This window comes from Paenibacillus sp. FSL M7-0656 (assembly GCF_038003225.1).
Lineage (GTDB): Bacteria > Bacillota > Bacilli > Paenibacillales > Paenibacillaceae > Paenibacillus > Paenibacillus amylolyticus.
The window spans coordinates 3783303-3807715 of the sequence record NZ_JBBOOT010000001.1; the positions used below are offsets into that span (position 1 = coordinate 3783303).

Annotated in this window: 24 protein-coding genes; 16 read left to right on the forward strand and 8 right to left on the reverse strand. The window is 46.7% G+C overall.

Features of this window, described 5'->3' with window-relative positions:
* Positions 1 to 160 precede the first annotated feature (160 nt).
* Positions 161 to 1375: an MFS transporter gene (locus MHI01_RS16675; RefSeq protein ID WP_036673093.1), complete on the forward strand. Its 1215-nt coding sequence runs from the start codon at positions 161 to 163 to the stop codon at positions 1373 to 1375.
* A gap of 122 nt (positions 1376 to 1497) precedes the next feature.
* Here MHI01_RS16675 and MHI01_RS16680 read toward each other — a convergent pair whose 3' ends face one another.
* Both MHI01_RS16680 and MHI01_RS16685 read right to left on the reverse strand, forming a co-directional pair.
* Complete coding sequence (locus tag MHI01_RS16680) at positions 1498 to 1908, reverse strand: DUF2000 family protein (RefSeq protein ID WP_340983665.1); 411 nt, start codon at positions 1906 to 1908, stop codon at positions 1498 to 1500.
* The gene (locus tag MHI01_RS16685) at positions 1905 to 2468 is read right to left on the reverse strand and encodes a hypothetical protein (RefSeq protein ID WP_036673091.1); all 564 of its coding nucleotides are present in this window, start codon (positions 2466 to 2468) and stop codon (positions 1905 to 1907) included. The genes MHI01_RS16680 and MHI01_RS16685 overlap by 4 nt, the downstream gene beginning before the upstream one ends.
* A gap of 217 nt (positions 2469 to 2685) precedes the next feature.
* Here MHI01_RS16685 and MHI01_RS16690 point away from each other — a divergent pair, with 217 nt between their 5' ends.
* On the forward strand, positions 2686 to 3927 hold the full coding sequence (locus MHI01_RS16690) for an ATP-grasp domain-containing protein (protein ID WP_340983666.1): 1242 nt from the start codon (positions 2686 to 2688) through the stop codon (positions 3925 to 3927).
* A gap of 66 nt (positions 3928 to 3993) precedes the next feature.
* Positions 3994 to 5277 carry an MFS transporter gene (locus MHI01_RS16695; protein WP_340983667.1) on the forward strand — a complete coding sequence of 428 codons (1284 nt, stop codon included), beginning with the start codon at positions 3994 to 3996 and terminating at the stop codon, positions 5275 to 5277.
* Positions 5278 to 5318: 41 nt separating this feature from the next.
* On the opposite strand, the gene MHI01_RS16700 is transcribed toward MHI01_RS16695, so the two are convergent.
* Complete coding sequence (locus MHI01_RS16700) at positions 5319 to 6380, reverse strand: oxidoreductase (protein ID WP_340983669.1); 1062 nt, start codon at positions 6378 to 6380, stop codon at positions 5319 to 5321.
* A gap of 156 nt (positions 6381 to 6536) precedes the next feature.
* On the opposite strand from MHI01_RS16700, the gene MHI01_RS16705 reads away from it, so the two are divergent.
* The 4 genes from MHI01_RS16705 (at position 6537) to MHI01_RS16720 (ending at position 10730) form a co-directional block, all read left to right on the forward strand.
* On the forward strand, positions 6537 to 7400 hold the full coding sequence (locus MHI01_RS16705; RefSeq protein WP_340983670.1) for a LysR family transcriptional regulator: 864 nt from the start codon (positions 6537 to 6539) through the stop codon (positions 7398 to 7400).
* A 63-nt stretch (positions 7401 to 7463) separates the two neighbouring features.
* Positions 7464 to 9047 carry an AraC family transcriptional regulator gene (locus tag MHI01_RS16710; protein WP_340983671.1) on the forward strand — a complete coding sequence of 528 codons (1584 nt, stop codon included), beginning with the start codon at positions 7464 to 7466 and terminating at the stop codon, positions 9045 to 9047.
* A gap of 87 nt (positions 9048 to 9134) precedes the next feature.
* Positions 9135 to 10151, forward strand: coding sequence for an iron-siderophore ABC transporter substrate-binding protein (locus MHI01_RS16715; protein WP_340983672.1), 1017 nt, complete (start codon positions 9135 to 9137; stop codon positions 10149 to 10151).
* Between the two features lie 6 nt (positions 10152 to 10157).
* Complete coding sequence (locus MHI01_RS16720; RefSeq protein ID WP_076253923.1) at positions 10158 to 10730, forward strand: nitroreductase family protein; 573 nt, start codon at positions 10158 to 10160, stop codon at positions 10728 to 10730.
* A 113-nt stretch (positions 10731 to 10843) separates the two neighbouring features.
* Here MHI01_RS16720 and MHI01_RS16725 read toward each other — a convergent pair whose 3' ends face one another.
* The 4 genes from MHI01_RS16725 to MHI01_RS16740 form a co-directional block, all read right to left on the reverse strand.
* Positions 10844 to 12910, reverse strand: a complete 2067-nt coding sequence (locus tag MHI01_RS16725) for a methyl-accepting chemotaxis protein (RefSeq protein WP_340983673.1) — start codon at positions 12908 to 12910, stop codon at positions 10844 to 10846.
* Positions 12911 to 13140: 230 nt separating this feature from the next.
* Positions 13141 to 14247, reverse strand: a complete 1107-nt coding sequence (locus MHI01_RS16730) for a Leu/Phe/Val dehydrogenase (RefSeq protein WP_340983674.1) — start codon at positions 14245 to 14247, stop codon at positions 13141 to 13143.
* Positions 14248 to 14534: 287 nt separating this feature from the next.
* Positions 14535 to 15164: a sporulation-specific diadenylate cyclase CdaS gene (gene cdaS / locus MHI01_RS16735; protein ID WP_047840418.1), complete on the reverse strand. Its 630-nt coding sequence runs from the start codon at positions 15162 to 15164 to the stop codon at positions 14535 to 14537.
* 209 nt (positions 15165 to 15373) lie between these two features.
* Positions 15374 to 16888, reverse strand: a complete 1515-nt coding sequence (locus tag MHI01_RS16740) for a DUF6359 domain-containing protein (protein WP_340984869.1) — start codon at positions 16886 to 16888, stop codon at positions 15374 to 15376.
* Between the two features lie 224 nt (positions 16889 to 17112).
* Here MHI01_RS16740 and MHI01_RS16745 point away from each other — a divergent pair, with 224 nt between their 5' ends.
* The 3 genes from MHI01_RS16745 (at position 17113) to MHI01_RS16755 (ending at position 18394) form a co-directional block, all read left to right on the forward strand.
* Positions 17113 to 17406 carry a hypothetical protein gene (locus tag MHI01_RS16745; protein WP_076329895.1) on the forward strand — a complete coding sequence of 98 codons (294 nt, stop codon included), beginning with the start codon at positions 17113 to 17115 and terminating at the stop codon, positions 17404 to 17406.
* Positions 17407 to 17559: 153 nt separating this feature from the next.
* A complete protein-coding gene (locus MHI01_RS16750) occupies positions 17560 to 17715 on the forward strand; it encodes a hypothetical protein (protein WP_017691064.1) in 156 nt (51 codons plus the stop codon).
* A gap of 124 nt (positions 17716 to 17839) precedes the next feature.
* On the forward strand, positions 17840 to 18394 hold the full coding sequence (locus MHI01_RS16755; RefSeq protein WP_340983675.1) for a GNAT family N-acetyltransferase: 555 nt from the start codon (positions 17840 to 17842) through the stop codon (positions 18392 to 18394).
* Between the two features lie 165 nt (positions 18395 to 18559).
* Here MHI01_RS16755 and MHI01_RS16760 read toward each other — a convergent pair whose 3' ends face one another.
* Positions 18560 to 19336 (reverse strand): Crp/Fnr family transcriptional regulator, encoded by a 777-nt coding sequence (locus tag MHI01_RS16760; RefSeq protein WP_240768291.1) that lies wholly within the window; start codon positions 19334 to 19336, stop codon positions 18560 to 18562.
* Between the two features lie 563 nt (positions 19337 to 19899).
* Between MHI01_RS16760 and MHI01_RS16765 the strand changes: the two genes are divergently transcribed.
* The 6 genes from MHI01_RS16765 to MHI01_RS16790 all read left to right on the forward strand — a co-directional run bounded on the left by MHI01_RS16765 (position 19900) and on the right by MHI01_RS16790 (position 24112).
* Positions 19900 to 20331: a GAF domain-containing protein gene (locus MHI01_RS16765; RefSeq protein ID WP_340937247.1), complete on the forward strand. Its 432-nt coding sequence runs from the start codon at positions 19900 to 19902 to the stop codon at positions 20329 to 20331.
* A 109-nt stretch (positions 20332 to 20440) separates the two neighbouring features.
* Positions 20441 to 21091 (forward strand): response regulator, encoded by a 651-nt coding sequence (locus MHI01_RS16770; RefSeq protein ID WP_017691068.1) that lies wholly within the window; start codon positions 20441 to 20443, stop codon positions 21089 to 21091.
* Between the two features lie 76 nt (positions 21092 to 21167).
* Complete coding sequence (locus MHI01_RS16775; protein WP_282322244.1) at positions 21168 to 22199, forward strand: PAS domain-containing sensor histidine kinase; 1032 nt, start codon at positions 21168 to 21170, stop codon at positions 22197 to 22199.
* A gap of 270 nt (positions 22200 to 22469) precedes the next feature.
* Positions 22470 to 22964: an Lrp/AsnC family transcriptional regulator gene (locus tag MHI01_RS16780; protein ID WP_036616550.1), complete on the forward strand. Its 495-nt coding sequence runs from the start codon at positions 22470 to 22472 to the stop codon at positions 22962 to 22964.
* Positions 22965 to 22976: 12 nt separating this feature from the next.
* Positions 22977 to 23564 (forward strand): chromate transporter, encoded by a 588-nt coding sequence (locus MHI01_RS16785; protein ID WP_017691071.1) that lies wholly within the window; start codon positions 22977 to 22979, stop codon positions 23562 to 23564.
* Positions 23565 to 23566: 2 nt separating this feature from the next.
* Entirely contained in the window at positions 23567 to 24112 is a 546-nt protein-coding gene (locus MHI01_RS16790; RefSeq protein WP_017691072.1) for a chromate transporter, read from the forward strand.
* Positions 24113 to 24413 lie beyond the last annotated feature (301 nt).

Consider the following 24413-nt stretch of genomic DNA (forward strand, 5'->3'; position numbering starts at 1 on the left):
CCTCATTAACTTTCTCATTAAAATATGTAGAGCCTATTTACAATACTATACGTTTAGTTTATTATATATTTGTAATTAGTGAACACACCGTTTAGTAATTAACGTTTTTAAATATCACCTGTTTATTGGGAATACCAATTTAGAACTGTGGAGGATGATTATGATGGATATGAGACAACAAGTGAAGAAGGCACCTGTACCCACCTGGATTATTTTTTTGCTGGCATCCGCTTGTGGATTGATCGTGGCAAACCTGTATTACGCTCAGACCGTTATCGGTCCGATCAGCATGACAACGGGTCTGTCTTCTGCCGCTGCCGGATTGATCGTAACGTTGACTCAGATTGGTTATGTCATTGGTTTGCTGTTTATCGTGCCGCTCAGTGACATTACCGAGAATCGACGCCTGGTCGTTCTTTTCCTCATCGTACTGGTTGTTGCCCTGATTGCTGCGGCTTTCTCGCCCACTGCTGTTGTATTTCTGACTGCCTCTCTGTTCATTGGTATAGGTTCTGTGGTCGCTCAAATTCTGGTGCCCTATGCGACATATCTTACTTCCGAGGAACAGCGCGGACGGGTTGTTGGCAATGTAATGAGTGGTCTGCTGCTGGGCATCATGCTGGCTCGTCCTGTCGCAAGCTTTATCACCAGCCTCTTCGGATGGCAGACGGTCTTTGTATTCTCCGCCATTGTCATAACACTTCTCATGTTGCTCCTATCACGCGCTCTTCCTGCTCGCCAGCCTGAACCCACCTTGAAATACGGGCAATTAATCGTGTCCTTGGGCACACTGTTCAGAACGATGCCGCTGCTGCGCCGCCGGGCGTTCTATCAGGCCAGTCTGTTTGGTGCTTTCAGCTTGTTCTGGACTACGGTTCCGCTCAGGCTCGCTAACGATTTTGATATGTCACAGCAAGGGATTGCCTGGTTCGCACTGGCTGGTGTCGGTGGTGCTATTGCCGCTCCCATTGCCGGGAGACTGGCTGATCGCGGACTAACACGTATTCTGACAGGTGCTGCCATGGTGATCGCTGCTGCTTCGTTTGGTCTTGCTTATGCGTTCCAGAGTCACTCCACGTTAGCACTGATACTGCTTGTGATCGTGGCGATCACACTGGATATGGCTGTCTCGGGAAATCTGGTGCTGGGTCAACGCATCATCTATTCGCTAGGAAATGAAGCGAGAGGGCGCGTGAATGGCATATTCATGTCGATCTTTTTTGTCGGCGGTGCGATTGGCTCATCCCTTGGAAGCTGGTCTTATGCTAACGGAGGCTGGAGTCTCACAACGCTGATTGGCCTGATTATGCCGCTGCTCGCTTTGGTGTATTACTTTACGGAAAAGAAAGCTGCCGTTATCAGCAATCATCTATAAATGCGATGCCTTCAGGCATCCTTCATAATCAAAAGCGGACTTTTGAACAACCTCTATAACAATTCTTTCATATATAAAGAAGGGCAGAGTGATCTCTAAAGATCCGCTTCTGCCCTTTTCCCTTATTTCATGACACTGAATTTTTTGGTCGCTGCCCTAACTTGATCATCCTCGCCCCATACAATGACACCTACCACTTTGGTAGCTTCCAATTCCATCGAAGCAATCTCAACTGCATATTGTTCAAAGGCATTGTTGAGCGACTGGCCTGTCTGTGAAAAAACAACATGGCTCAGTCCCCCGCTGTCATCTGAGCAGAGTTTGGCCAGATTGATCAATTGATTCTCGCCGGCCTTCAGAATGACAGTGCTATATCGGATGCCGGCATGCTGAACGCCGCTATGATCCAGCACAGGTTGATCAGAATATAACTCCGGCTCATTCAGCGATGCTTGTCCCATTAACAGGGCAGCCACATTAGCGGCGGCGCCAGGTTCCAGATTTTTATCTAGTATAATAGCAATTCTTTTCATATGACTGTATTCACCCTCTGTGTATTTTGTGTAAAACATACCCATGGCATATTGATTCCCTCGCGCAATACTTTGTAGGTCACAAGCCCGTAATGATCAGCGCATAGCTGATTCGTGAGCGCAATGGACTTCTCCGTGTTGTGCATGACCTTCCTGCAAGCTTCAGGGTTGGACGATACGGTGCTGTTCTCTCTATAGGTTGTATCAAGTTCAGATAACAAGTATGTGGTTGCTGGATGATGATAGATAATATCGATCTGATCGGGACATACCGCATGGAAGCCGGATAGAACCAGCGCAGGAATTTTCTCCACAAAGCTCTCAGACACCGCTAGTTCAGAATCCATGATGAAGCTGTTGAGCTTGGGATACGCCCCGGGGACCAGCAAGCAGGATATGATCCCTGATCTCAAGTCTTCCGCAGCCGCTTCAAATTCAGGGTATGGCTTGATACGTTCCGAGTTGCCTAATTTCTTCGCGATATGCATGCTGCAAGTCAGGAATCCTTCATCGTCTCCTAGCGTTCCCAGTATGGCATATTTCTCTTTAACGATCTCCATTTATTTCTATTTCCTCCTTTTTATTTCTAATCCGCTAAAGATCGTATACCAAAAATTCCCTATTGTCAATTAACACTTTAACGCAACATAAATATGTATTTTGGTTCATATTTTTAACCAAAAGGTGTATTCAAAATGGAAAATATTGAGCTATAATGTTATTAAATGAATTTTTACTATTTATAGTAACTTGTTGAAAGGGGATATACGAGAACGCATGAACACCATTGTATACATATCTGATTTCAGGCTTCCAACTGGATTAAACTTCGTTAAACCTTTGCAGAAATTGGCTGATCACAAGAAAATTCTGATTATTGAACGGCATAATTTGCATCATGATGAGGTCCTCAGGGACTTCTTTGATGAAATTAGATATGTCGATCATCTGGAGTCCGTAGATGCCATCCGGGAGCATATGATGCAGATCCGAGAATCCCATTCCATCTCTGCTCTGTTAACGCCGGGTGAGAATGCGATTGAGATCGGTGGTCAGCTCCGTTCCGAGTTCGGGATCCCCGGTATGCAGCGCAATCAGGCTGAGGCTGTTCGCAACAAATGGATCATGAAACAAATGCTGCATCAACGGGGAATTCGGACATCCGAAATTGCAATTGCTCTACATGAACAGGACTATATTCGTTTCACTGCTATACACGGGTTTCCGATTATTGTGAAGCCACTCAGCGGATATGGAAGTATCAATACGTTCAAATTATCCAGCATGGATGAACTGGTACATTATCTACACCATACAAGACAAGCACAGCAAAGGGATTTGCTGGAGGAATTCATCCACGGTACGGAGTTTCATTGTGATTCCATTGTGTCCAAGGGCAAAGTTGTATTTGCATCTGTTTCCCAATACCTGTATAACTGCCTGGATATTGCGACGAAGCAGAAACCTCCAGCCAGTATTACGTTCCCTGAAGGCACGGAAGCTGATTTTATCCATCACATCAAAGAACTCAATGAACAGGTCATTGCTGCCTTGGGTATCAATCAATCCGTAACACATGCCGAACTTTTTCTGACTCCGGAAGGAGAAGTGGTGTTTGGAGAAATTGGTGCAAGAATCGGGGGATCACATGTTATGCCTCCTTGTATCAAGAACACTCATGGCGTTGATTTCTTCGAAGCTGTCACTGATCTGGAAGTTGGAATATATGAATTTAAGCAACAGCAGACGCGCCATAAATTCACAGGCATGATCTGCTTCCCTTCACGCGCAGGGGTAATTCAACACATATCCGGGATAGAGGATTATGCCGATATCCCTGGTATCGTTGAGTTCAATGTATCCTATCAAGTGGGACAGCGCGCCGGGGACGTCAACGATACCATGACCCGATCAGGATTTGCCATCGTGGAGGGTGATTCGTTTGATGGATTGCGTCAAACCCTGCTGGATATGTACGATCGTTTCAAGATTGAAGTGACGGTTGCTGAAACCGTATAAGATGTACGGATGATCCTCACCGTTTTTGGTCTGGAGTGACGGTTATCTTGGGGAGGGCTGGAATTATTGTCGTTATTCAAAACCTACGCGGGTCTGAGCCGCGATATCTATTATCTCTGTTTAGCCAGAACGATTAACAGCACGGGAGATTTTGTATTCTCCCTGATTACCTTGGTGCTTACGTTGCAAATGGGCATGAATGTGGTCAGTGCAGGGATCTTTGTGTCCATGGCAGCCCTGATTAGCGGACCCGGTGTACTTCTCGGCGGCTATTTAAGCGATGTTATGGGCAAAAAAACAATTATTGTCATCGGCCAACTGTTATCTGCCATCCTGATTATAAGCTGCTCTTTTTGGTCAGGCACCCTTATCGTTGGTTATCTTCTGATTGCAGTCATGTTCTTCATCAGTATTACCCGGCCTGCTTATAATGCACTGATTATTCAACTGTGCACGGAGGAGAAAGAGCGAAAGTCCGCCTTTTCCCTCATGTATCTGGGGGCCAATCTGGGTATAGCCATCGGACCACTGATCGCTGGTTTCTTCATCAAGGATCATGTCAACATTGTCTTTATAAGTATCGGTACCGTGTTTCTGATATCTACCTTTATCATCATCAACCAAGTTAAGATCGGCACACGCAAGGAATTGGCATCAACAAACAGCGAACATGCTGGACAACAAGAACAACAACGATTGAGCCAACCGCCTTCGCCATTATTCAGACTACTGCTGAAAAACCCACTCGTTGCCTTTTTCATCGTTGTGTCATTTCTTAACTATTTTATCTATATGCAATACTCATTTAGCCTCCCACTTCAGATGAATCATTCATTTGGCGAGAACGGGGCAGCATATTACGGCTCTGTCATGACCATCAATGCCATTAGCGTCATTATTCTTACCACCGTGATCCTGTCCGCTACACGCAAATTAACTGCCCTAAACTCCATAGCTACAGGCGCACTCTTCTATGGAATCGGATTTGGAGCCTTGAACCTGCTCGGAACCTTCCCCCATTTTTCCATCGTCGCCTTATCCACGGTGCTGTGGACCATTGGAGAGATTCTCGTGCAGACCAATATCAACCTGTATATTGCTTCGCGTGTACCCGATACACATCAGGGGCGGTTTAATGGCTTGCTGTTATTCGTAGGTTGCCTGGGTTATACACTTAGTCCATATTTGACAGGCATTTTCATCAAAAGCATGGACATGGAAAGTGTATGGATCATTATTCTGGCTGTCAGTTTGTTCTATGCGTTGTCTATGATTATTCTCTGGTATATCGAAAAAAGCTCAACAAGAAGAAACGAAATGAAACCGCTGGATCACTCAAAAAGTATCTGAACCTCAGGGCAGCCCGTTCTGCCCTTTTTTCCACTTTATTTTCACACCAAAATAGGCAAATGTGCATTCGCATTATACTCGACCAATTGCTGACCCGCATGCAGTCTCTGTACCAGATCTGGATTGGCGATAAACGGTCTGCCGAACGCAGCCAGATCTATGCTTCCCTTACCAATCGCGTGCTCCGCGGTTTGAACATCCAACTCCCCCACACCAATGATGATTCCATCCCACCGACTTCGAATCCGCTCGTGAAAGGACTGCTCCTCTTCCCACGCTTTTGTATATTGATCTGTTGAGGGATGCAAGATCGTAATTCCCGTCTCACGGAACAAGTTCAGATATGCATCGATCATTCCAGCTTTGTCTGCCCAAGCATAGGATGCATCATCATCCTTTTTCTCTGAAAATCGTACCGATATGCGATCCACAGGGATCTCTTTTTTCACAGCCACAATAATATCCCGCAAGAACCGCAATCTGCCCGCTGTGTCTCCTCCGTATTTGTCTGTTCTGTGGTTGGTCTTCTCATTGATAAACTGGTCGATCAGATACCCATGCGCAGCATGCAGCTCGATCCCGTCGAACCCCGCCAGAACCGCATTGCGGGTAGCCGTCTGAAAATGCTGAATCGTATCCTCTATATCCTGTGTACTCATCGCTTGGGGAACCTGATACGGCTTATGCAGCTTATGCACTCTTCCCTCTGCCGCAAGGCTGGAAGGTGCAAGTGGAGCCGTTCCGATCAGATCGGAGTGGGACAACCTGCCAACATGCCACAGTTGAGCAATAATGGTGCCGCCATGTCTGTGAACAGCATCCGTTACCCTTTTCCAAGAAGTCGTCTGTTCATCTGTATATAAACCGGGGATGCCGTAAGTGCCTTTGCCTGCCAGATTGGGGTTAATGCCCTCGGTAATGATCAGTCCCACACCATCTCGCGCACGCTGCTCATAATACGCCACCATCTCATCCGTCACGGTCCCCTCCCGATCATCAGCAAATCCCCGGGTCAACGGTGCCATCACAATTCGGTTCCTTAATTGCCACTGATGAATCGTTACCGGGCTTAATAATGTTGAACGTGTATTCGTGTTATCCATGTCATATCCCTACTCTCTTTGTCATTAAGGATATTGTACGGCGGCTCCGATATATCGTAAAATGATTTAAATATATAGTTGTATCTCTAAGAGAGATACCTAACATCACCATTTGCCGAATTAATTGAAGTTAATCCACGTTCAGGAGGATACAGCATGGAACTTTCCGATATCGATATTGTTCTCGCGGTGGCGCGTTCAGGCAAAATCTCACAGGCCGCCAAAGAACTGAATTACGCGCAATCCAATGTCACTACGCGCATCAAAAAACTGGAGCAGGAATATCAAATCCAGTTGTTCAACCGATTTCCCAAAGGTGTTGTACTGACCTCCAAAGGAGAACAGTTTATTGAGTACGCCACACGAATTCACAATCTTTTGCACGATCTGAAGCAGGATATGACCGATCCCGGGGAGCCTTCTGGCACGCTGAAAATCGGCATTGTGGAAACGGCGGCATCCAGCCGCTTTATGGAGATTCTGAATGAATATCAGATAACCTACCCGAAGGTGTCCATCTCACTCGTCAACGCCACTTCACCCAAAGTACTGCGCAAGAAAATACAGGACGATGAGATTGATGGTGCTTTTATCAGCGGGGCTTGTGTGAAAGAGGGTCTGAAGGTGGAATATGAGATGCAGGACACGGTTCATATCATCTCCAAGAAGATGGATACACCACCCGAAAGTCTGTGCCAAGTATCATGGGTTGTTTTCCCCGAGGGCTGTCCTTATCGTGAAATGACCGAAGAATTTTTGCAGGAAGAAGGGTTGTCCGCAAGTAATATCATCGAAGTGAGTACGATGGAAAACCTGCTGAGCTGTGTGGAGTCTGGAATTGCTTTTACCATTATGCCGTGCAACGTTATTCACAAGAAACCGGATGAATTCTCCGTATTTGATCTGGCAGATCGTTTTACCCATACCACGACAACCTTTGTCCGCGGTGAGGATCGGTATGTCAGTAGTGCGCTGGATCAATTCATAAAGCTACTGAACCAGAAGTGCATCACGTTTTGATATAGATAACTTTTATAAGCAGCAGTATAGTATGTACATTCACAGCAGTCAGGAGAAGATCAGATGAAACTCATGAATCTTTTATATAGGCTCATTGATGCCCGGCGTGTCGACAACAATGCTGAACAAGTGTCCTTTCCATCCCGTCCACATCATACGCTGCTTATTGTGATCAAAGGGATCTTAACCGTCAAAGTCGAAGACAAAGTCATCTCCCTATGCGCTCCTCAAGTCCTTTCCGTCCCGCCTTCTCACACCTGTATCGCAACCACCGAGGTACAGCATGATTTTGAATGTGTCACCTTAACCTACAATGTCTACAACGAAGAACTAGATGGCAACATGCAACAAGTTATTGATCCACATCTTGAATTCATTGCCGCTGTTGTTCCCTCAGCTCCCGTTCTCGCCATTCAAATCCATGAAGGTGGGCAGAAGGAAGATCCATGGGCTGGAATGGCACGTCAGATCCTCTTTCAGGAACTTTGTCTTGTCCTATTGAAGCAAAAGAAGCAAAAATCCCAGGAAGGTACCGCCATGGAAGCGGTAAGGCAGAGCCAAAAATATATCAATACACATTATCAGGATAACTTCACACGCGAAAAACTGGCTGAAATGGCTGGACTGAGTGTCAACCGTTATTCCAGATTGTTCAAAAAAATGATTGGACAAGGCCCCATTGAATACTTGAACGCCGTACGCATCCGGGAAGCCGGTGATCTGCTACTGGCCTCGGACAACACGATCAAACAAACAGCCCGTCAGGTCGGGTATGAAGATGAATTCTATTTTAGCCGAAAATTCAAGGCAACCACCGGATTGTCTCCCATGGTCTATATTAAAAAGCATCGCTCCGTAACACGTATCGCTTCACTTGCCCATCCCTATACGGGACATCTGCTTGCCCTTGGTATTGAGCCTTATGCGGCACTGATTAATCCGGTCCATAGGACATCATATGAATTCAAAAATGTGATTCAAGTGGGCAGAGATCAGCCTGATCTGGAACTATTAATGAACGCACACCCGGAACTGATCATTGGGTATGAAGGAACCGACTATGAAGAGCCCAAAAAAGCCGAATTATTTCGGCATATTGCCTCCACTTGCACCATATCTTTTGCAGGAGATTGGCGTAAACAGTTGTACTCCATTGCACAATCCGTGGGCAAAATAACAGCTGGTGAAGAATGGCTGGAACGTTATGATCTATCGGTCAAACAAAAAATCTCCAGTATACAGCATGCCATCGATGACCACCCTGTGGCTGTGGCGCAATACGAAGATGGACAGTTCCGGGTCTACGGCAACCGTAATCTGGGTACGGTACTCTATGATGATTTGCAGTTATCCGTACCCCAAGCCCTACACCACGTATCCCATTCCCGTATAATGTCACTGGAACAGCTGGTTCAGTCGGATATTGAACACTTCATTCTGTTTACAAGTGGTTATGCAGAAGAGCGTGCGCACATTGTAGCGTCACTTATGCAAAATTCAATTTGGCAGCAATGGAAGGCGGTTCGTATGAATCAAATCTATGAATTGGGCGATTCCTCCCCCTACTCCTGTTATACTTCCTTGGCCCATAATCTGTTTCTGAATCGGGTTAGTCAATTGTTCCTGAGCCAAACGTCCATGCATTAAACAGGAATATCCATGGATTACGATTTGGAATGCACCTATAATTATTTTGATAATGATAATCAAAATCAATTAAAGGGTGTGTACAACGTGTCTTTACCTAATAACCAACGCTTCTCTACCTTTTTCAAATCAGGACGATTCCTTATAACCGTTCTTGTTCTATGCAGCATGCTTGCGGGCTGTGGGACTTCCCAGAACAGTGAGAACTCCCCTTCACCCGAATCCAGTAGGGCAGAGCCATCAACCGCTGAACAGGGAAGTGAGAATACACGCACCATTTCTACGATTAAAGGGGATATCGAAATTCCTGCCGAACCCCAAAAAATTGCGGGTATGCTCTACGTCTTTGCTGACCAGTTACTCGCTCTCGGCATTGAACCAACAGCCATGGTAACGTATAACGATCTCGGATTCCCTGAATATCTGGCAGATCAGATGAAAGATACCACTGCCGTAGGTTCCGGCGAGTCTCCCAATTTTGAAGCATTGCTCCAGGCTGAGCCGGATCTCATTCTGGCCTCCAAAACGTTAAATGAAGCAAACTATGAGCAACTCTCCAAGATTGCTCCAACGATCCTTTTTGATAATGAAGAAAAAGGAGACTGGGAGCGATTCATGGAAACGGCAACCGTTCTTGGCAAAGAAAAAGAAGCGCAAGCGGTCAAAGATGCCTATGATGCCAAAGTGACCCAAACCCATGATGAGCTTGCCGTAAAAGCCAAAGACGAAACGGTGGCCTACATGCGTGTACAGGATAAACAGCTTCAGTTGATTAAACCTGATGATAACTTCACTCTGTTTGGTGCTCTGGGATTAACCCCTGCTTCAGTAGACAGTGTAGATTTCCAGGGATCATGGAATGTGGCAATTTCCGAGGAAATTCTGCCTGAGCTGAACCCGGATCGACTGTTTATCATTCTGCGTCCAGGGGAAGAAAACAAGGTTGTGCTTAATAACATCATGGATACATCCATCTGGGCCAATCTGAATGCAGTTAAGAACGATCATGTATATATCGGTGATGCCAACCTGTGGTTTGCAGGATACGGCCCCATCGGTCTTAGCAAAATTATTGATGAGATCGCTGCTTCCTTCGAGTTATAGAGGGACATGATGAAACCCAAAACAAGTCTTAGGCAGACCGTGATCGAACGACGTACGATTCAGGAATTTAATGGCCTACCCATTCCCTTGGAAACGATTCATGAGATTCTGGAGGACGCGATATGGGCTCCTTTTCACTCCAAAAAGGAACCTTGGCGCTTCATTCTGTTTATGAATGAGGGCAGAGAAACATTCGCAAGCGCTGTATTGAGTACACGCAATCCTGAATTTATAGCAAAGTATGGACAACAAATCAGAGCGGCCTATTGTGCACAGACACCTGTGCATCTGGTTGTGGTTATGACAGCCAACCTGCCCTCCAAGGCGTGGGAAGAGGCTTTTGCTGCAACCTCGGCACTGATCCAGAACATACAGTTGCTGGCCTGGGAACAACACATTGGCGTCGTATGGAAGACAAGCCCTTTCAACGAAAATCCGCTATTCTGTGAAGCCATTGGTGTGACATCAGAGGAAAAAATAGTAGGTACACTACACATGGGGTATTTTAACGCTGAAGATCAGCCTATGCCCAAGCCTCGCACACCTCTCCCTCAACTGTTGCATCTCATTGATCACTAAATGAACTAGAGCACATTGATCGAGAGCACAAAAAAAGGGATGTCCTATAAGTCATGAATATGACAGGGGACATCCCTTGTTCGTGTTATTTTGTTTTAATGAAGCTGAGACCCTTACTCCACCTTGAATCGCGCAGCCGATTCGGCCAGCTTTTGCGTCAATTGATCGATCGTATCAACCATGTTGGCCAACTGCTGTACTGTTGAAGATTGCTCCATCATGGTTGCTGTTACCTCTTCAACCGAAGCGGATACCTGCTCTCCTGAAGCCGACAAACTATGGGCAGACTCCAGTACGTCATCCTTGTTCTGTAACATCTCCTGCATCTGTCCTGCCATCGTAGCGATCTGTTGATTAATGACCGTTACCTTCTCCAAAATCAAATCAAATGCCTGACGAGTCTGCAAGACAAGCTCATCCTGTCTGGACGAGATGGTGTGAATTTCGGCAACACTTTGGTTGTTCTCGGCGACATCGGCCAGATTCTGCTCGATAATGCTGGAGATTTCCTTGGACTGGCGGGAACTCTGCTCTGCCAGGTTGCGGATCTCCTCGGCTACAACTGCAAATCCTCTGCCATGCTCACCTGCCCGTGATGCTTCAATGGAAGCATTCAATGCAAGCAGATTGGTCTGCTTCGCAATCTGGCTGATGGCTTCCGTGATCTGACTAATACTGCCCGAACTGGTTTGAAGTTTGACGGTAATCTCCGAGATTTTCTCCACTTCCCGTTCGTTCACCTCGTTGATACGCATCAGTTCATTCACGACTTCATTCCCATTGTGGAATACCGTTTCGATCTCATCTGCTCTTGCCTTCACATCCTGTGCACTGTTGTTCATGGCAGCCACTTTATCGCCAAAGCTGTTGAATTTGCCTGCAATCTGCTCGGTATCTTCCGATTGAGCCTCCATGGCTTTGGCAATCCCCATGGACGTTGCCGATGTCTCATCAATGGATCTTGCCGTCTGTCTGGATGTCTCCTCCAACTCCTGAGTGCTGGCCTGAAGGACATGAATCGAACTGTTCATATCGGTAATAAGGTTCCTGTTCTGCTCCACCATACCATTGAAGCTCTCCGCCAGATCCTTGAATTCGCTGTTATACTTGCCATTGGCCTTAACGGTCAGATTGCCTTGAGCAAGCTGTTGGAACAGACCGCTCAGACGTATGATAGGTCTTGTAATACTGCGAGAAATCAGCAATCCCACACCAATAGCCAGAGCAATCCCGATCAATATCACGATAACCATCTGGCGCTGCATATCCTCTATCGGACGCTTGATATCGTCATAATCGTCAATAATGAGCACAGAGAGATCTGCACCCGGAATCTGATTAATACGATAGTAGGTATCTTCTCGATCCATCGAAGTGATTTTCACTTTGTCGGTGGCTCTAGCCTCGATAATTCCCATCGCGTCCTTATCTTCTTCCAGCGTTTGTCCCACAACGGAAGGGTCCAGTGAATCATACATAATGATGCCGCTCCGACTCAGTACTTCAACTCTGCCTTGACCATTGATTTTAATGTCTCCGAGTTGCCCCAGGAAGAAGTTGCTGTCCACCGACATAGCAAGCACACCCAGGTTATTCCCCTCTTCATCGGTGATAGGCTCCGAGAATACAATAATGAGCTTCTTGCCAGTCTTAGAGACGACCGCGTCACTGATGAAGGATTTCCCCTGTATAGATTCCTTAAAATATTCCCGATCTCCCCGTGACTGACCAATGACTTCTGGCATGGTTCCTGCCACCATGATTCCTTCCTTATCAAAAACGAACAGATCTGGCTTACTTCCTTCCGTTTCCGATATACTGTCGGTCAAGATCGTATTGGCCTTATTGAAATACGGGTTCTCATCCGATAAAAATTCTTCATCCGTCATGTCAGTTGTATCACGCAACTTTAAGAGTTCTTTAAAAGTACTATGTACGGATATCGAATGACTCAATTGTTGTTGAAGTTGCATAGCTGTCCAAAGCCCTTCCCCAAGGCGGTCAGCCATCACATTCATTTCATCCTTGCTTTTCTTGACCACAACATCAGATGAAATCATATAACTTGTGGTCGTTGCACCAAGCAGAACCAAAACAACCAATACACTGATCATGAAAGGCAGCTTGATTTTAAGCGACATATTTTTGATCTTATGTCCTACACCTTTTCTTTTCCCCATTTCCTTCTCCCCACTTCCCTGAACCATCTGCATCTGAACGATGTACATACATTATCGGAAAAATCCATAATAAAATTGATCAATTAGGGAAATATTGCCACTGTTTTTCTTTTTTTGAAATTCTGATAGCAACATAAAAAAATGGCCTGTCAGATCGACTATCCATCTTGGAAATGGATGTTGCCGTTATCTAACAGACCGTTTTAAGTTTTTTTATGAATCTATTAAGTTTACTTGCGTAATCTCCGGGAACTCAATGAGTGATGACCATTCTGCAAGAATGTACTGCGCGTATTCTTCATCTGTTCAATCCGTCGCTCAGCCAGACGATCTGCGGCAACATAGGTTGCGATGCCCTCGGTACGTGAGCTTTCGAATATTTTCTCCAGAGTGGAATAGATCTCTCCGATCTTGCTCCACGCCCGATCCGCGTTATAACCGTTCAACTCATCCGCAATGTTAATTACGCCACCTGCATTGATAACATAGTCAGGCGCATATACGATGCCCATATCATACAGCTGATCCCCATGACGGGTCTCCAGCAGCTGATTATTGGCACAGCCCGCTACAACCTTTGCCTTGAGCGTTCTGAGCGTATCGTCATTAATCGTGCCGCCCAGTGCACATGGTGCATAGATATCACATTCCACACTCGTGATGTCTGCGGGATCAACTGCTGTTGCGCCGAAGCGGTCCACAGCCTGTTTCACCGAGTCCTTATGGATATCCGTAACGATCAGATGTGCACCTTCCTCATACAGATATTTGCACAGATGCATCGCCACATTGCCGACACCTTGGACCGCTATCGTTTTACCCTCCAGCAGATCGGTACCAAATGCTTCTTTGGCCGCTGCCTTGATCCCCCGATATACACCCCAAGCCGTTGCAGGCGATGGGTTACCGGATGAACCATAACTCGCGGAGATGCCTGTCACATAATCGGTTTCCTGATAGATCAAGTTCATGTCCTCTTCCGTTGTTCCCACATCTTCGGCCGTGATATAACGTCCGTTCAACCCTTGAATATATCGTCCAAACGCCCGAAACATCGCTTCGTTTTTGTCGCGCCGCGGATCTCCGATGATAACGGTTTTGCCACCGCCCAGATTCAGGCCAGATACCGCATTCTTATATGTCATACCACGGGCAAGGCGCAGGGCATCTTCAATGGCGGCTTCTTCTGAAGCGTAAGTCCACATCCGTGTGCCTCCCAGCGCAGGGCCGAGTGTTGTGTCGTGTATGGCGATAATTGCTTTTAACCCTGAATTTCGATCCTGGCACAGAACCAGTTCCTCATAATCGTGATCCTCCATTGCTTCAAACCAACTCATGTGCTAACCGTCTCCTCCAACCATTTTTGCGATCCAATCGCATTGTTCTCTATTCATTGACCATCCTCTATTGTACCCATGAATACCCAGTTTGTGCAAAATCACATCGCAATGTCAGAGAAGCATCGATCGATGTTTCTCATATGGCGGGAGCAAAGCTGTCGAATTTCAGATTATAATTTTATCGTCTATCCATAGAAAAACCTCTCTCCCTTACAGGAGAAAGGTACAATTCTCTCAACTACATCAACCTATTCGCCCCGAGTAGACCAATTAATCGTTCACATTTAAGGGAGCGTCTCAACCACATTGATTGGATGCAAATCGCCATCTACAGCAAATGAAGCCTGTCCTGTCTCCTCGGAGACAACTAATACAACCGCATCCGTCAATTCACTGAGTCCCAGTGCTGCCCGATGACGAGTGCCTATTTTTCGTTCATGCACTTCCGCTTGCGACAATGGTAGCACATTACCAGCGGATACAATCTGATTGCCACGAATCAACACAGCCCCGTCATGTAATGGCGCACCAGGAATGAATAGCGATTCCAACAACGCATGCGTCACTCTTGCATCCACAGTCACGCCTGAGTGAATGATCGACTCCAACGGAATCTCCCGTTCAATCACAATCAACGCCCCATATCTCCGGTCAGATAGATGCTGCACGCTCGATGTTAATTCGGCAAACTTCTCGGTAAAGGGTGACAGATAACAATCCAGATAAAACGAAGAGGCGAGCACCTCGATCTGCTTGATCTCCGCTCGAATCTCTGCAAATTGCCCCAGCAGACAGGCACTGTCATTGTCAAATCGGGATAACGTCAGATTCATACGCTCTGCTACACGATGGAGGTCTGCCTTAAGCTTCTGCCTCATCGAGGAACTGTCACAGTCTGCTTGCTGAGTCATCATTCGCCGCCTCCTTGGTTGGGTTGGGCTTCACGCCGCATCATTAGTACCCATACCTTCCCCTCTGGAGCACATATTTATGCAATGGCAGGGCTGTAGGAGCTAATCACGATCTTCATTGTAACTGATATAACAAGCAAAAAAAGAGCCTGTCCGCAAAACTCCACGGTCAGACCCTATTCGCATAATAATTTGATGTTTGTCTACTTTACTTATTGCGCTTTGCCGTATGAACCTGTCTTAAATGTAGTTGGATCATACCATTTGTACCCTGCCGCTGGTGCAGCCCATGGCTCAAGTTGCGGCTCGGTTGATGCGGCTGGAGCTTCGATAGGAAGCAGGCTTGTTGCCGTATCCAATGTCAATCCTGGCACTTGTGCCAGACTGGTGTAGCTCTCTTTGACCGCGAGCCATTTCACAGTATTCACAAGGAACGTTGCATCATCCACTTCTTTGAATCCATCATAGGTCTTCTTGGTAGTACCGGTCTCTTCACGCAAATATTTCGGAGTCACGTCTTCTACAGGTGAAGAGTCACCGATAAATGCGGCTTTGCCTGCACCAACCTTTGCAATGGCAGCATAGGCTCCTTCAGCTCGTCCACCACCATTATATACGCCCTGGTCCACGGCATTGCCCCACTTGGATACACCACTTGGTACATACACCAAGCCTTTGGCTTTGTTCGGGTCTATAATCGCAATGGTCGATCCCGCATGCATGGCTACAGAATTAACACCAGTCGTAATGCCAAAGGATTGTGCAGGTGCAACGATATCCGATGCGTTCACATCTCCAAGGGCATTGTAGCGGAAACGGACACCAAAGTTCGTCGCGAGCCAGTCTGAACTCGTCACACTCTGCATCGCTGGTGATTCGGCTTCAGCCGAAGACATGCCTTTGGCCGGATTCAGGAAGGCACCGCGGCGATAGCCATTGAATACTTCGGAAGAATCCCAGCGGTTTTTGTTGCGGTCTGCATTATAGTGGTCGGAGATGAAGAAGATACTTCCTCCGTTCTGCACGTACTGCACCAGCGCTGCCTGCTCAGTCGCTTTGAACGGCACGTTGGCTTCGCCGATGACAAAGACGTCGTAATCTTTCAATTTATTATAGGTGATGGCTTGCTCACCGAATGTATACGGGATGCTGCGTTCCAGCTGATCCACGGCAAAGCCTGCGTTTCGCAAACCATTGGCAAAATCCGAAAATGCCCCGTCAATAATCCAGTCGGCAGCACCTGCTGTCTGGGCGTGGGTATTATCGAACAATACTTTCTTGCCGGTACCGTCCGGCAGTGTTGTGCCCGGGTTCGGTTCTGGATCAGGATTGGTTGTTCCGGAGGAAAGTGTGATGGACGTTGGGTTTTTGACGCCTGCATAGCTGTTGTAGGCACCTAAGGTTCCGGTTACGATGATCTTTTTGCCTACAAGACTGGGGTTGGACGCCAATCCATATTGCGAACGGAAAGATGAGGGAATCTGTACATCCAATAATCTGGCGTTGGTCCGCTCTGACGCTGAATCCGCAATCAGAACATTAAAATCATTGGCATACGGAGATGTAAACTTCGCGGTAAGCGACCCGGTAGCATGTCCAACAATGATTCCTTCAACCGTTGCTGTTCCTCCACCGCTCTGGGCAGCGATGGCCTGAGATACCGTAAGTGGTGCTGCAGCTTGTACCGGACTTTGCGAACCCGGCCCCAGCAGTGCGGTTGCCATCATGATAAAGACCAGGAATGCCCCGATCCAGTGCTGCCATAACGCCTTCTTCATATTCCCTTTCTCCTCCTCCAAATTACCTGATAATGGGTTATCCTCCTTTAATTTAATTGTTCATATGCTGAATTCCTCTTTCTTTTTGTAAAGTTTATGAAAAAGTTTAGAAGTTGAGTCTATTGGCCCATACTGATTATCATTAGAATTCCATTTACCGAAGGAGTAAAACGATGATGAAGTTAATATTTTTGTTGCTCTTGTTGATTGTTCCGCTGATTATGGCTTATGTTGCTCTTCGTTCCCGCATGGTTACCCGAGTATTCCATATTCTTGCGCTACTCTGTTTCTACAGTGCGGCAACCGTCATCGCTGGTGATGTGTATGCGACGAATGCTCATATGACCACATTCACCACCGAAATTCACCATTTCCTGCTGAATGGCTGGTTCCTGTATCCGTCTGCATATCTCGGTGTATACATTCCCTATGTGCTGTGGATGAGCCTATTTTCAGAAAAAAGTTAAATTCGATGCGGACTTGGGATTGCATTTTGCCAGCGTTCATTGCATAATGAATATATAAACATGATAATGATTATCATTCTTGAACTTGTCTCTTTGTAACTTTCTACTGCATATGATTTTACGATTTTATAGATAAAGGGGAACGAACATCGAATGAATACAACTCTGCAAAAGGCTGATCTGCAGCTTGACGATTATTTGGATCTTCTGAACCTGGCAACCAATCTGGGTGATACGAGATGGCAAAAGGAAATTATCCGCAAGTTGGCTTATACTTATCCCGCAGTTCAATGTAAACAACCACAATAGCATTCCACATACATCATAGATCTACATTATGGCTCATGACCGATTCATTCTTTGAATCTGTTATGAGCTATTTTTGTTGTACAATGTACAGTAAAGTTATTCAAACGTGAAGGAGTGAACAACGATGCAACTGGAGACCGAACGACTCATCATCAGGGATATTCTGGATACAGACTGGAAAAGTATACATAACTACACATCCATGACAGAAGTTACTCAGCACACGGCATGGGGACCAAATACCGAAGAGGATACTCGAGCTTATGTGCAGTTTGTGTTGGACATGCAGCAAACACAACCACGAGAGAGCTTTGAACTGGCGATATGTTTGAAAAAGGAGGGCATACTGATCGGTGGTATTGGCCTTCACATCGAAAACACGAACGCTGAGATCGGTTATGTGCTCAATCCCGTTTATCAGGGAAAAGGGTATGCTGCCGAAGTAGCCGGAGCCATGCTTGGCTTTGGCTTCAATACACTTGGTGTACACCGAATTTATGCGAAATGCCGCCCGAACAACAAGGCTTCAGAGAACGTTATGCAAAAGATTGGTATGCAGCGTGAAGGTCTGATGCGAGAGCATTGGTTTTACAAAGGGGAATATCATGATTCGTATCTATATTCGATTCTTGCAAAGGAATATGCACATGAACAATTTCACGGAAACTCAAAAAGCTGACTCCCATATATGGGACGCCAGCTTTTCTTTTCTTTTTCTCCGTAACGACCCCAATCGCCAATGGAGGTGAAGCCTTGAAGCCTCATTTGGAATCCAAATCAAATTTGTTCCTCGGGAATGCAACCGTTGTGCTTCCCTCAACTCGGAACACCGGAACAAGTTATTTTACAGTCGGCACAGCTCTACCGGACAGCTCGGGAATGTAGGACATCCACACATACAACGCAGGGCTGCCAGGTCACGAATCATCAGTTTGCCGTCCATCATATCCAGCGTACCTTGTTCCTTCCATGCCCCCAGCATCCGCGTTACGCTCTCCCGGGTAGCTCCAATCATCTCGGCAAGATCGGTATGGTTCAGCTTCATGTCCAGCACAATACCATCCGGTGTAACCCTACCATACGAATTGCTGGCACGGATCAGTGTCGAAGCGAGCGCACCCGCCTTGCCATAGAGCAGCAAATCACGGAATCTCGACTGGGTGATCCGCTGCGACAGTGCCATCCATTGCAAGAATTTCAAGGCAAGGTCGCCATGTTTGCTGAGTATACTTTCCAGATCGCTAAGCGAGATAATGGCCAGTTCCCCTTTTTCCGCCATCTCTGCACTGTAGCTATGATTCAATCCGCCGATGCCACCGAATTCACCGATGAGATCGCCGCTTTGCTGAATGGATAAAATAATTTCCTTGCCATCCTCCGTCGACTTGGTCATTTTCACTCGTCCCGAACGAATGTAGTACAGATATCCGGCTTCATCGCCTTCGAGAAAGAGACTATATCCCGACTTCACCCGTTTGGGTTGCATTTTTGCTTCAATCAGGTCCCATTGCTCAGATGTAACGAACGAAAGGATTCCGCCTGTTTCCCGTGTCATTTTGCCCGCCTCCGCTTGTTTCTGCTCTGCTCTTTGGGTTGTTCTTTCTACAAATACTGTACCCATAACCTTCGTCCCCCTCGGTGATTCCTTATGTATCCATCATACCGCGAAAGTAGCGCGAGGGTTATCGGGGGATTACCTGATCATTAACGAGAAACTCCCTGAATTTGCTGTGAGAAAAGTCACATTTCACCGATATGCCTCATCCTTCGCATTTCTTCAATCCCTTGGTGCACCTGATTCAGGAGTCTTCCACTGCCTAAGTTCAGTAGATTATAGAACGGAAATAGGGGTTTTCCCTGAATTACAACGTACGAGAAAGGGTCTACAATAGAATTAACATTGTAATACCCTTACTTTAAGATGATCCTGTTCAAAAAGAGCGGTTTTCAGTACCGAGAAGATGGGATGAAGCTAGAAATGGAGTAGCAGAGCGTAGGCAAAACTACGTGAGCAACGGACATTTCGGCTGAATTCCATATTCGATGCTGATGATGCCGATAGGCATCCTTCGTAATCAAAAGCGGACTTTTTGAACTACCTCTTTAAGATGATCCTGTTCAAAGGTTAATGATAATAATTACACGTCACGTACGTTATAATTTCGAAAAAGGAAGTGTCCTCTCATGCATGATGAACTGCCATCTGGCATTCAGGAGATGATCGACGGCCTGCGCCTGAACACATCCAGCGACTTCTGTGGACTTGCCTGTCTGAATGGGACGATGCTACGCTGGAAGTACACCTCTGGGGCTAGTAATGAACGGGTGAAACGCATGGAAATGCGCCCCGGACAAGATCTGGTGGGCACAGCCCTTCGGACTGGACGCACAGCTCGATCTGATACCCAATCCGCCGGGGAGCATACACCCGGTCGTTGCCCGTTAATGCTTGCTGAGCGGTTGGTAAGTGCCATAGCGGTACCTGTGTTCCAGGAAGGAAGCGTGCCTGGCGCCGTGCTGCTCGTTGGCAGCAGACTGCCTTGCACCTTCTCATCGGACATGATCCGGCAGACGGAGCAAATCGCTCTACATCTTCAGCCGAAGGTGTTTGGATAAAAGTATGAACTAGAGCGTGAGAGAAGCTATTCGGAGATTAAAGCTCTGAATGGCTTCTTTTTTTGTTATGATATAGATAGAACTAAGGAAGCGGACAGGGGGAAATCATGTGATTCAACTATTAGTTGTAGACGACCATGTTGTCGTGCGTTCCGGGCTGATCGCCTTACTTGAAGGAAAGAATGATATACATATCGTTGGAGATGCCGCAGATGGCGATGAAGCCATTGCCAAGGCTCAAGAGTTGAAACCAGATGTGGTCTTGATGGATTTCAGCATGCCGCCAGGCAAAGACGGTCTGACCGCTACGGCTGAATTGAAGAAATTGATGCCAGATGTCTCCATTTTGATACTAACCATGCATGACGATGAAGAATATCTGTTCCGCGCCATCCACGCGGGAGCATCCGGATATATACTCAAAAGTGCGCCGCATGAAGAATTGCTTGCTGCGATTCGTTCCGTAGCAGAGGGTAGCGCCTATCTGTACCCCAGTGCAACCAAGCGGCTGATGAGTGAATACCTGGACAAAGCCAAACAGGAAAACGCCGGACCGTATGACACGTTATCCGAGCGGGAGAAAGAGATTTTGTCCTGGATTGCCAAGGGTTACGCCAACAAGGAAATCGCCGAACATCTGATCATCAGTGTCAAAACGGTCGAATCCCACAAAAGCAATCTGATGGAGAAGCTTGGCCTGCGCACACGACCGGAACTGGTGAAGTTCGCTATGAAAAAGGGGTTGCTGAACTTTGAGTAGTGCACGCAAGAACAGATTAAGTGGACTCGCAGACCAGCCCGTACGCCTCCTGCTGGACGAAATCGATAATCACATTATGGATAATGAATTTCGCAGCAGGTTGAAGGGTTCCCTGCATCAACTGAGTGATCTGAAATTTGCCTTGGATGAATCCTCCATTGTAGCCCTGACAGACCGCAAGGGTAAAATCCAGTATGTGAATGATAAATTCTGTGAAATCTCACAGTATGAGCGCGAGGAACTGATCGGTAAGGATCATCGAATTATTAATTCCGGATACCATGGCAAAAGCTTTATGAAAAACCTGTGGGACACGATATCCTCAGGTAAGGTATGGAACGGGGAAATTCTCAATCGTGCCAGAGATGGCAGTCATTATTGGGTCAACACCACCATCGTACCTTTCCTTGATAACGACGGGGAGCCCTATCAATACCTGGCTGTACGCAGCGAGGTCACCAAGCTGAAATCCGTCGAAGCCGAATTGCAAAAGATGATGTCCCAAGTGATGAATATTCAGGAAGAGGAACGACGCCGGATCTCGCGTGAACTGCATGACGGGATTGGACAGAGTCTCTTCTCTCTGGTGATTCAGATGGATCGCCTGCTGGCAGACCAGCCTCACCCCGGGGTTGAAGCACTTCGTAAGCAGGTCACGGGTATCATGGAAGATGTACGCGGTATGGCATGGGAGCTGAGACCATCTGTTCTGGATGACCTGGGTGTTGTTCCGGCAATTCGTACGTATATCGAGAATTACACCCGTCACTACGGGATCGAAGTTGATCTGGAATGTAATTTGCGCAAACGACTGGAGATGAACCGGGAGATAGCCATCTACCGAATTATTCAGGAAGCCTTAACCAATGTCGCAAAGTATGCCGATGTTGCCGAGGCACGTGTTACTATAGAAGACGCTGAGAATATGACGATGGTTATTATTGAAGACCAGGGTGCTGGATTCAGCGAAGCAACCGCTGGCAATGGCGTTGGATTGTTTAGTATGGAAGAGCGTGCCCGTGGTGCAGGAGGAACGTTGAGAGTTTCTTCCGAGCCTGGCGAAGGGACTACCGTTACCCTTTTATTGCCCAAGACAGCACAGGGATAACCGTACATGCTTCGTATCACACTTTGCGCTTTACTCCAGCTTATCTATTATTTAACGGCTGCTCGCTATTGGACTATGCGAGTGGTCTTTTTATTTCCGATTGGTCAAAATGACAAAATGAAGGCTCAAAATCGGTTAAATTCAATAATCATGATAAATAGATTGACTCCAGTTACGATTCGTCATTAAACTATGAATGCCACATACACATTGTATGTTTAGTAAAATTTTATTGTTTATTTCATATAGCGAGAGAAAAGGATGGTCAACATGTCAGAGAAACGCTCCTCCAAAGGAGGAGAAATTCCACAAATGTACAATCTGGACGAGATGGATCGCAAAATCATCGCCGCGCTTCACCACAACAGCCGAATATCCTATACGGATCTGGGTACACAGATCGGGTTGTCACGTGTAGCCGTTCAGGCGCGCATCAATGCGTTATCCGAAAAAGGAATCATCGAACGCTTCACCGTTGTGATCAACCCTGGCAAAGTTGGGCTTCAAGTCTCGGCCTTTTTCAATGTCGATGTCGAACCGCCCTTCCTGGATGAAGTCGCTGAGAAACTGGATGAAGAGCCAGCCGTCACCAGCCTTTATCATATGACAGGCCCGAGTACACTGCACATGCACGGTATTTTTGCGGATATGGAAGAGATGGAGCAGTTTTTGCTGGAGAAGCTCTATAAGATGCCGGGTATCGTCAAAGTGGAATCACAGCTATTGTTGAAACGTTATAAAAGCCGGATGGGCATGAGACTCTAGGAGGAAATCAGCATGGGTTGGAAAGATTACAACGGTCTCGTCATCGGAATGGTACGAACCGGAATTCTCGGATATGGCGGCGGCCCTTCGGTGATCCCGTTAATCCGTTACGAAGCCGTTACGCGTTACAAATGGGTCAGTGATGAGGAGTTCGGCGAGATTTTGGCTATCGCCAACGCCTTGCCGGGTCCCATCGCGACCAAGATGGCCGCATATCTCGGTTATAAAACCAAAGGTGTGCTGGGCGCGATCGTGTCTGTACTCGCTCACATTTTACCGACAAGCATTGCCATTATCGCGCTGCTCGGTTCCATGTACGCGCTACGCGAGTCGAAAGTGGTAGCAGGCATGGTAGCCGCCGTAAGGCCAGTCATTTTTGTCATGCTGGGCATGATGGCTTATGAATTTGCCATGAAAGCCTGGAAGGGACTTGGTAAAGTTTTTGCCGCCCTATTCGGCGTAATTGCCTTTGTACTATTGCAGCTGCTGGATATCCATCCGGGGATTGTGATCGCAGTTTTCCTTGGATATGGTGTCTTCCATCTGGATCTGGTTCAGCGCTTCAAGTCCAAAGGCGAGTCCGATAAGGGGGTGTCCTAAGGATGCTCCAGACCTGGTGGGAATTATTTTGGGGATTTTTCGTAGCAAACATCTTGGGATATGGGGGCGGTCCGGCTTCCATTCCGCTCATGCAGGAAGAGATTGTGAACCATTACCAATGGATGACCACCGAGCAATTCGGTGATGTACTGGCGATTGGTAACGCCCTTCCCGGCCCGATTGCAACCAAAATTGCTGCATTTGTCGGGTACCACGTAGCAGGCTGGTTTGGGGCATTTATCGCAAGTTTTGCCACAATCGTGCCTTCCGCAACCGCATTAATTATATTACTTCGTCTGTTGAACAAACATCGCACTTCACCAAAAGTCAAAGGTATGACTCTACTCGTACAGCCTGTTATCGCCGTACTCATGATTCTGCTCACATGGGAATTTGGGCAGCTGTCCACTGATTCCATCGGCATCTGGCAGACGTTGATCATTGCAGGCATCTCGCTCTGGGTCATGACCAAAACCAAGCTGCATCCGGCCATTCTGATCGTGATCGCTTTTGCCTATGGTGCGCTGGTACTGTCTCACACGATGTAGTAGTAGAACATACAGGGAACGTCACAGAATCACTTGGTTATATATCTGTAATAGGGTGGTGTATGCAAGGGTTCTGGACGTTGGCGAATGGCTAGATTATTTTCATTTTCTAAGGAACTCAGGACGTCTTATTTGGTCTTTAGGTCCTCGTTATAAATTGTAAGGAATCTCAGACACGTTATATACCAAAATAACCTGACAAAAGCGCTATAAAAGACTGTACTTTCCGATATAACGTGTCTCAGATTCGTTAGCGCTTGAAGACACGCTTAGTTTATAGACCAAAAAACGGTGATGCCAG

Excerpts from the sequence above, each read along its gene's own strand:
- MHI01_RS16675 (WP_036673093.1), top strand. The coding sequence starts at position 161 with ATGATGGATATGAGACAACAAGTGAAGAAGGCACCTGTACCCACCTGG.
- MHI01_RS16680 (WP_340983665.1), bottom strand. The coding sequence starts at position 1,908 with ATGAAAAGAATTGCTATTATACTAGATAAAAATCTGGAACCTGGCGCC.
- MHI01_RS16685 (WP_036673091.1), bottom strand. The coding sequence starts at position 2,468 with ATGGAGATCGTTAAAGAGAAATATGCCATACTGGGAACGCTAGGAGAC.
- MHI01_RS16690 (WP_340983666.1), top strand. The coding sequence starts at position 2,686 with ATGAACACCATTGTATACATATCTGATTTCAGGCTTCCAACTGGATTA.
- MHI01_RS16700 (WP_340983669.1), bottom strand. The coding sequence starts at position 6,380 with ATGGATAACACGAATACACGTTCAACATTATTAAGCCCGGTAACGATT.
- MHI01_RS16705 (WP_340983670.1), top strand. The coding sequence starts at position 6,537 with ATGGAACTTTCCGATATCGATATTGTTCTCGCGGTGGCGCGTTCAGGC.
- MHI01_RS16710 (WP_340983671.1), top strand. The coding sequence starts at position 7,464 with ATGAAACTCATGAATCTTTTATATAGGCTCATTGATGCCCGGCGTGTC.
- MHI01_RS16720 (WP_076253923.1), top strand. The coding sequence starts at position 10,158 with ATGATGAAACCCAAAACAAGTCTTAGGCAGACCGTGATCGAACGACGT.
- MHI01_RS16725 (WP_340983673.1), bottom strand. The coding sequence starts at position 12,910 with ATGGGGAAAAGAAAAGGTGTAGGACATAAGATCAAAAATATGTCGCTT.
- MHI01_RS16730 (WP_340983674.1), bottom strand. The coding sequence starts at position 14,247 with ATGAGTTGGTTTGAAGCAATGGAGGATCACGATTATGAGGAACTGGTT.
- cdaS (WP_047840418.1), bottom strand. The coding sequence starts at position 15,164 with ATGATGACTCAGCAAGCAGACTGTGACAGTTCCTCGATGAGGCAGAAG.
- MHI01_RS16740 (WP_340984869.1), bottom strand. The coding sequence starts at position 16,888 with ATGATGGCAACCGCACTGCTGGGGCCGGGTTCGCAAAGTCCGGTACAA.
- MHI01_RS16745 (WP_076329895.1), top strand. The coding sequence starts at position 17,113 with ATGATGAAGTTAATATTTTTGTTGCTCTTGTTGATTGTTCCGCTGATT.
- MHI01_RS16750 (WP_017691064.1), top strand. The coding sequence starts at position 17,560 with ATGAATACAACTCTGCAAAAGGCTGATCTGCAGCTTGACGATTATTTG.
- MHI01_RS16755 (WP_340983675.1), top strand. The coding sequence starts at position 17,840 with ATGCAACTGGAGACCGAACGACTCATCATCAGGGATATTCTGGATACA.
- MHI01_RS16760 (WP_240768291.1), bottom strand. The coding sequence starts at position 19,336 with ATGGGTACAGTATTTGTAGAAAGAACAACCCAAAGAGCAGAGCAGAAA.
- MHI01_RS16765 (WP_340937247.1), top strand. The coding sequence starts at position 19,900 with ATGCATGATGAACTGCCATCTGGCATTCAGGAGATGATCGACGGCCTG.
- MHI01_RS16775 (WP_282322244.1), top strand. The coding sequence starts at position 21,168 with ATGGATAATGAATTTCGCAGCAGGTTGAAGGGTTCCCTGCATCAACTG.
- MHI01_RS16780 (WP_036616550.1), top strand. The coding sequence starts at position 22,470 with ATGTCAGAGAAACGCTCCTCCAAAGGAGGAGAAATTCCACAAATGTAC.
- MHI01_RS16785 (WP_017691071.1), top strand. The coding sequence starts at position 22,977 with ATGGGTTGGAAAGATTACAACGGTCTCGTCATCGGAATGGTACGAACC.
- MHI01_RS16790 (WP_017691072.1), top strand. The coding sequence starts at position 23,567 with ATGCTCCAGACCTGGTGGGAATTATTTTGGGGATTTTTCGTAGCAAAC.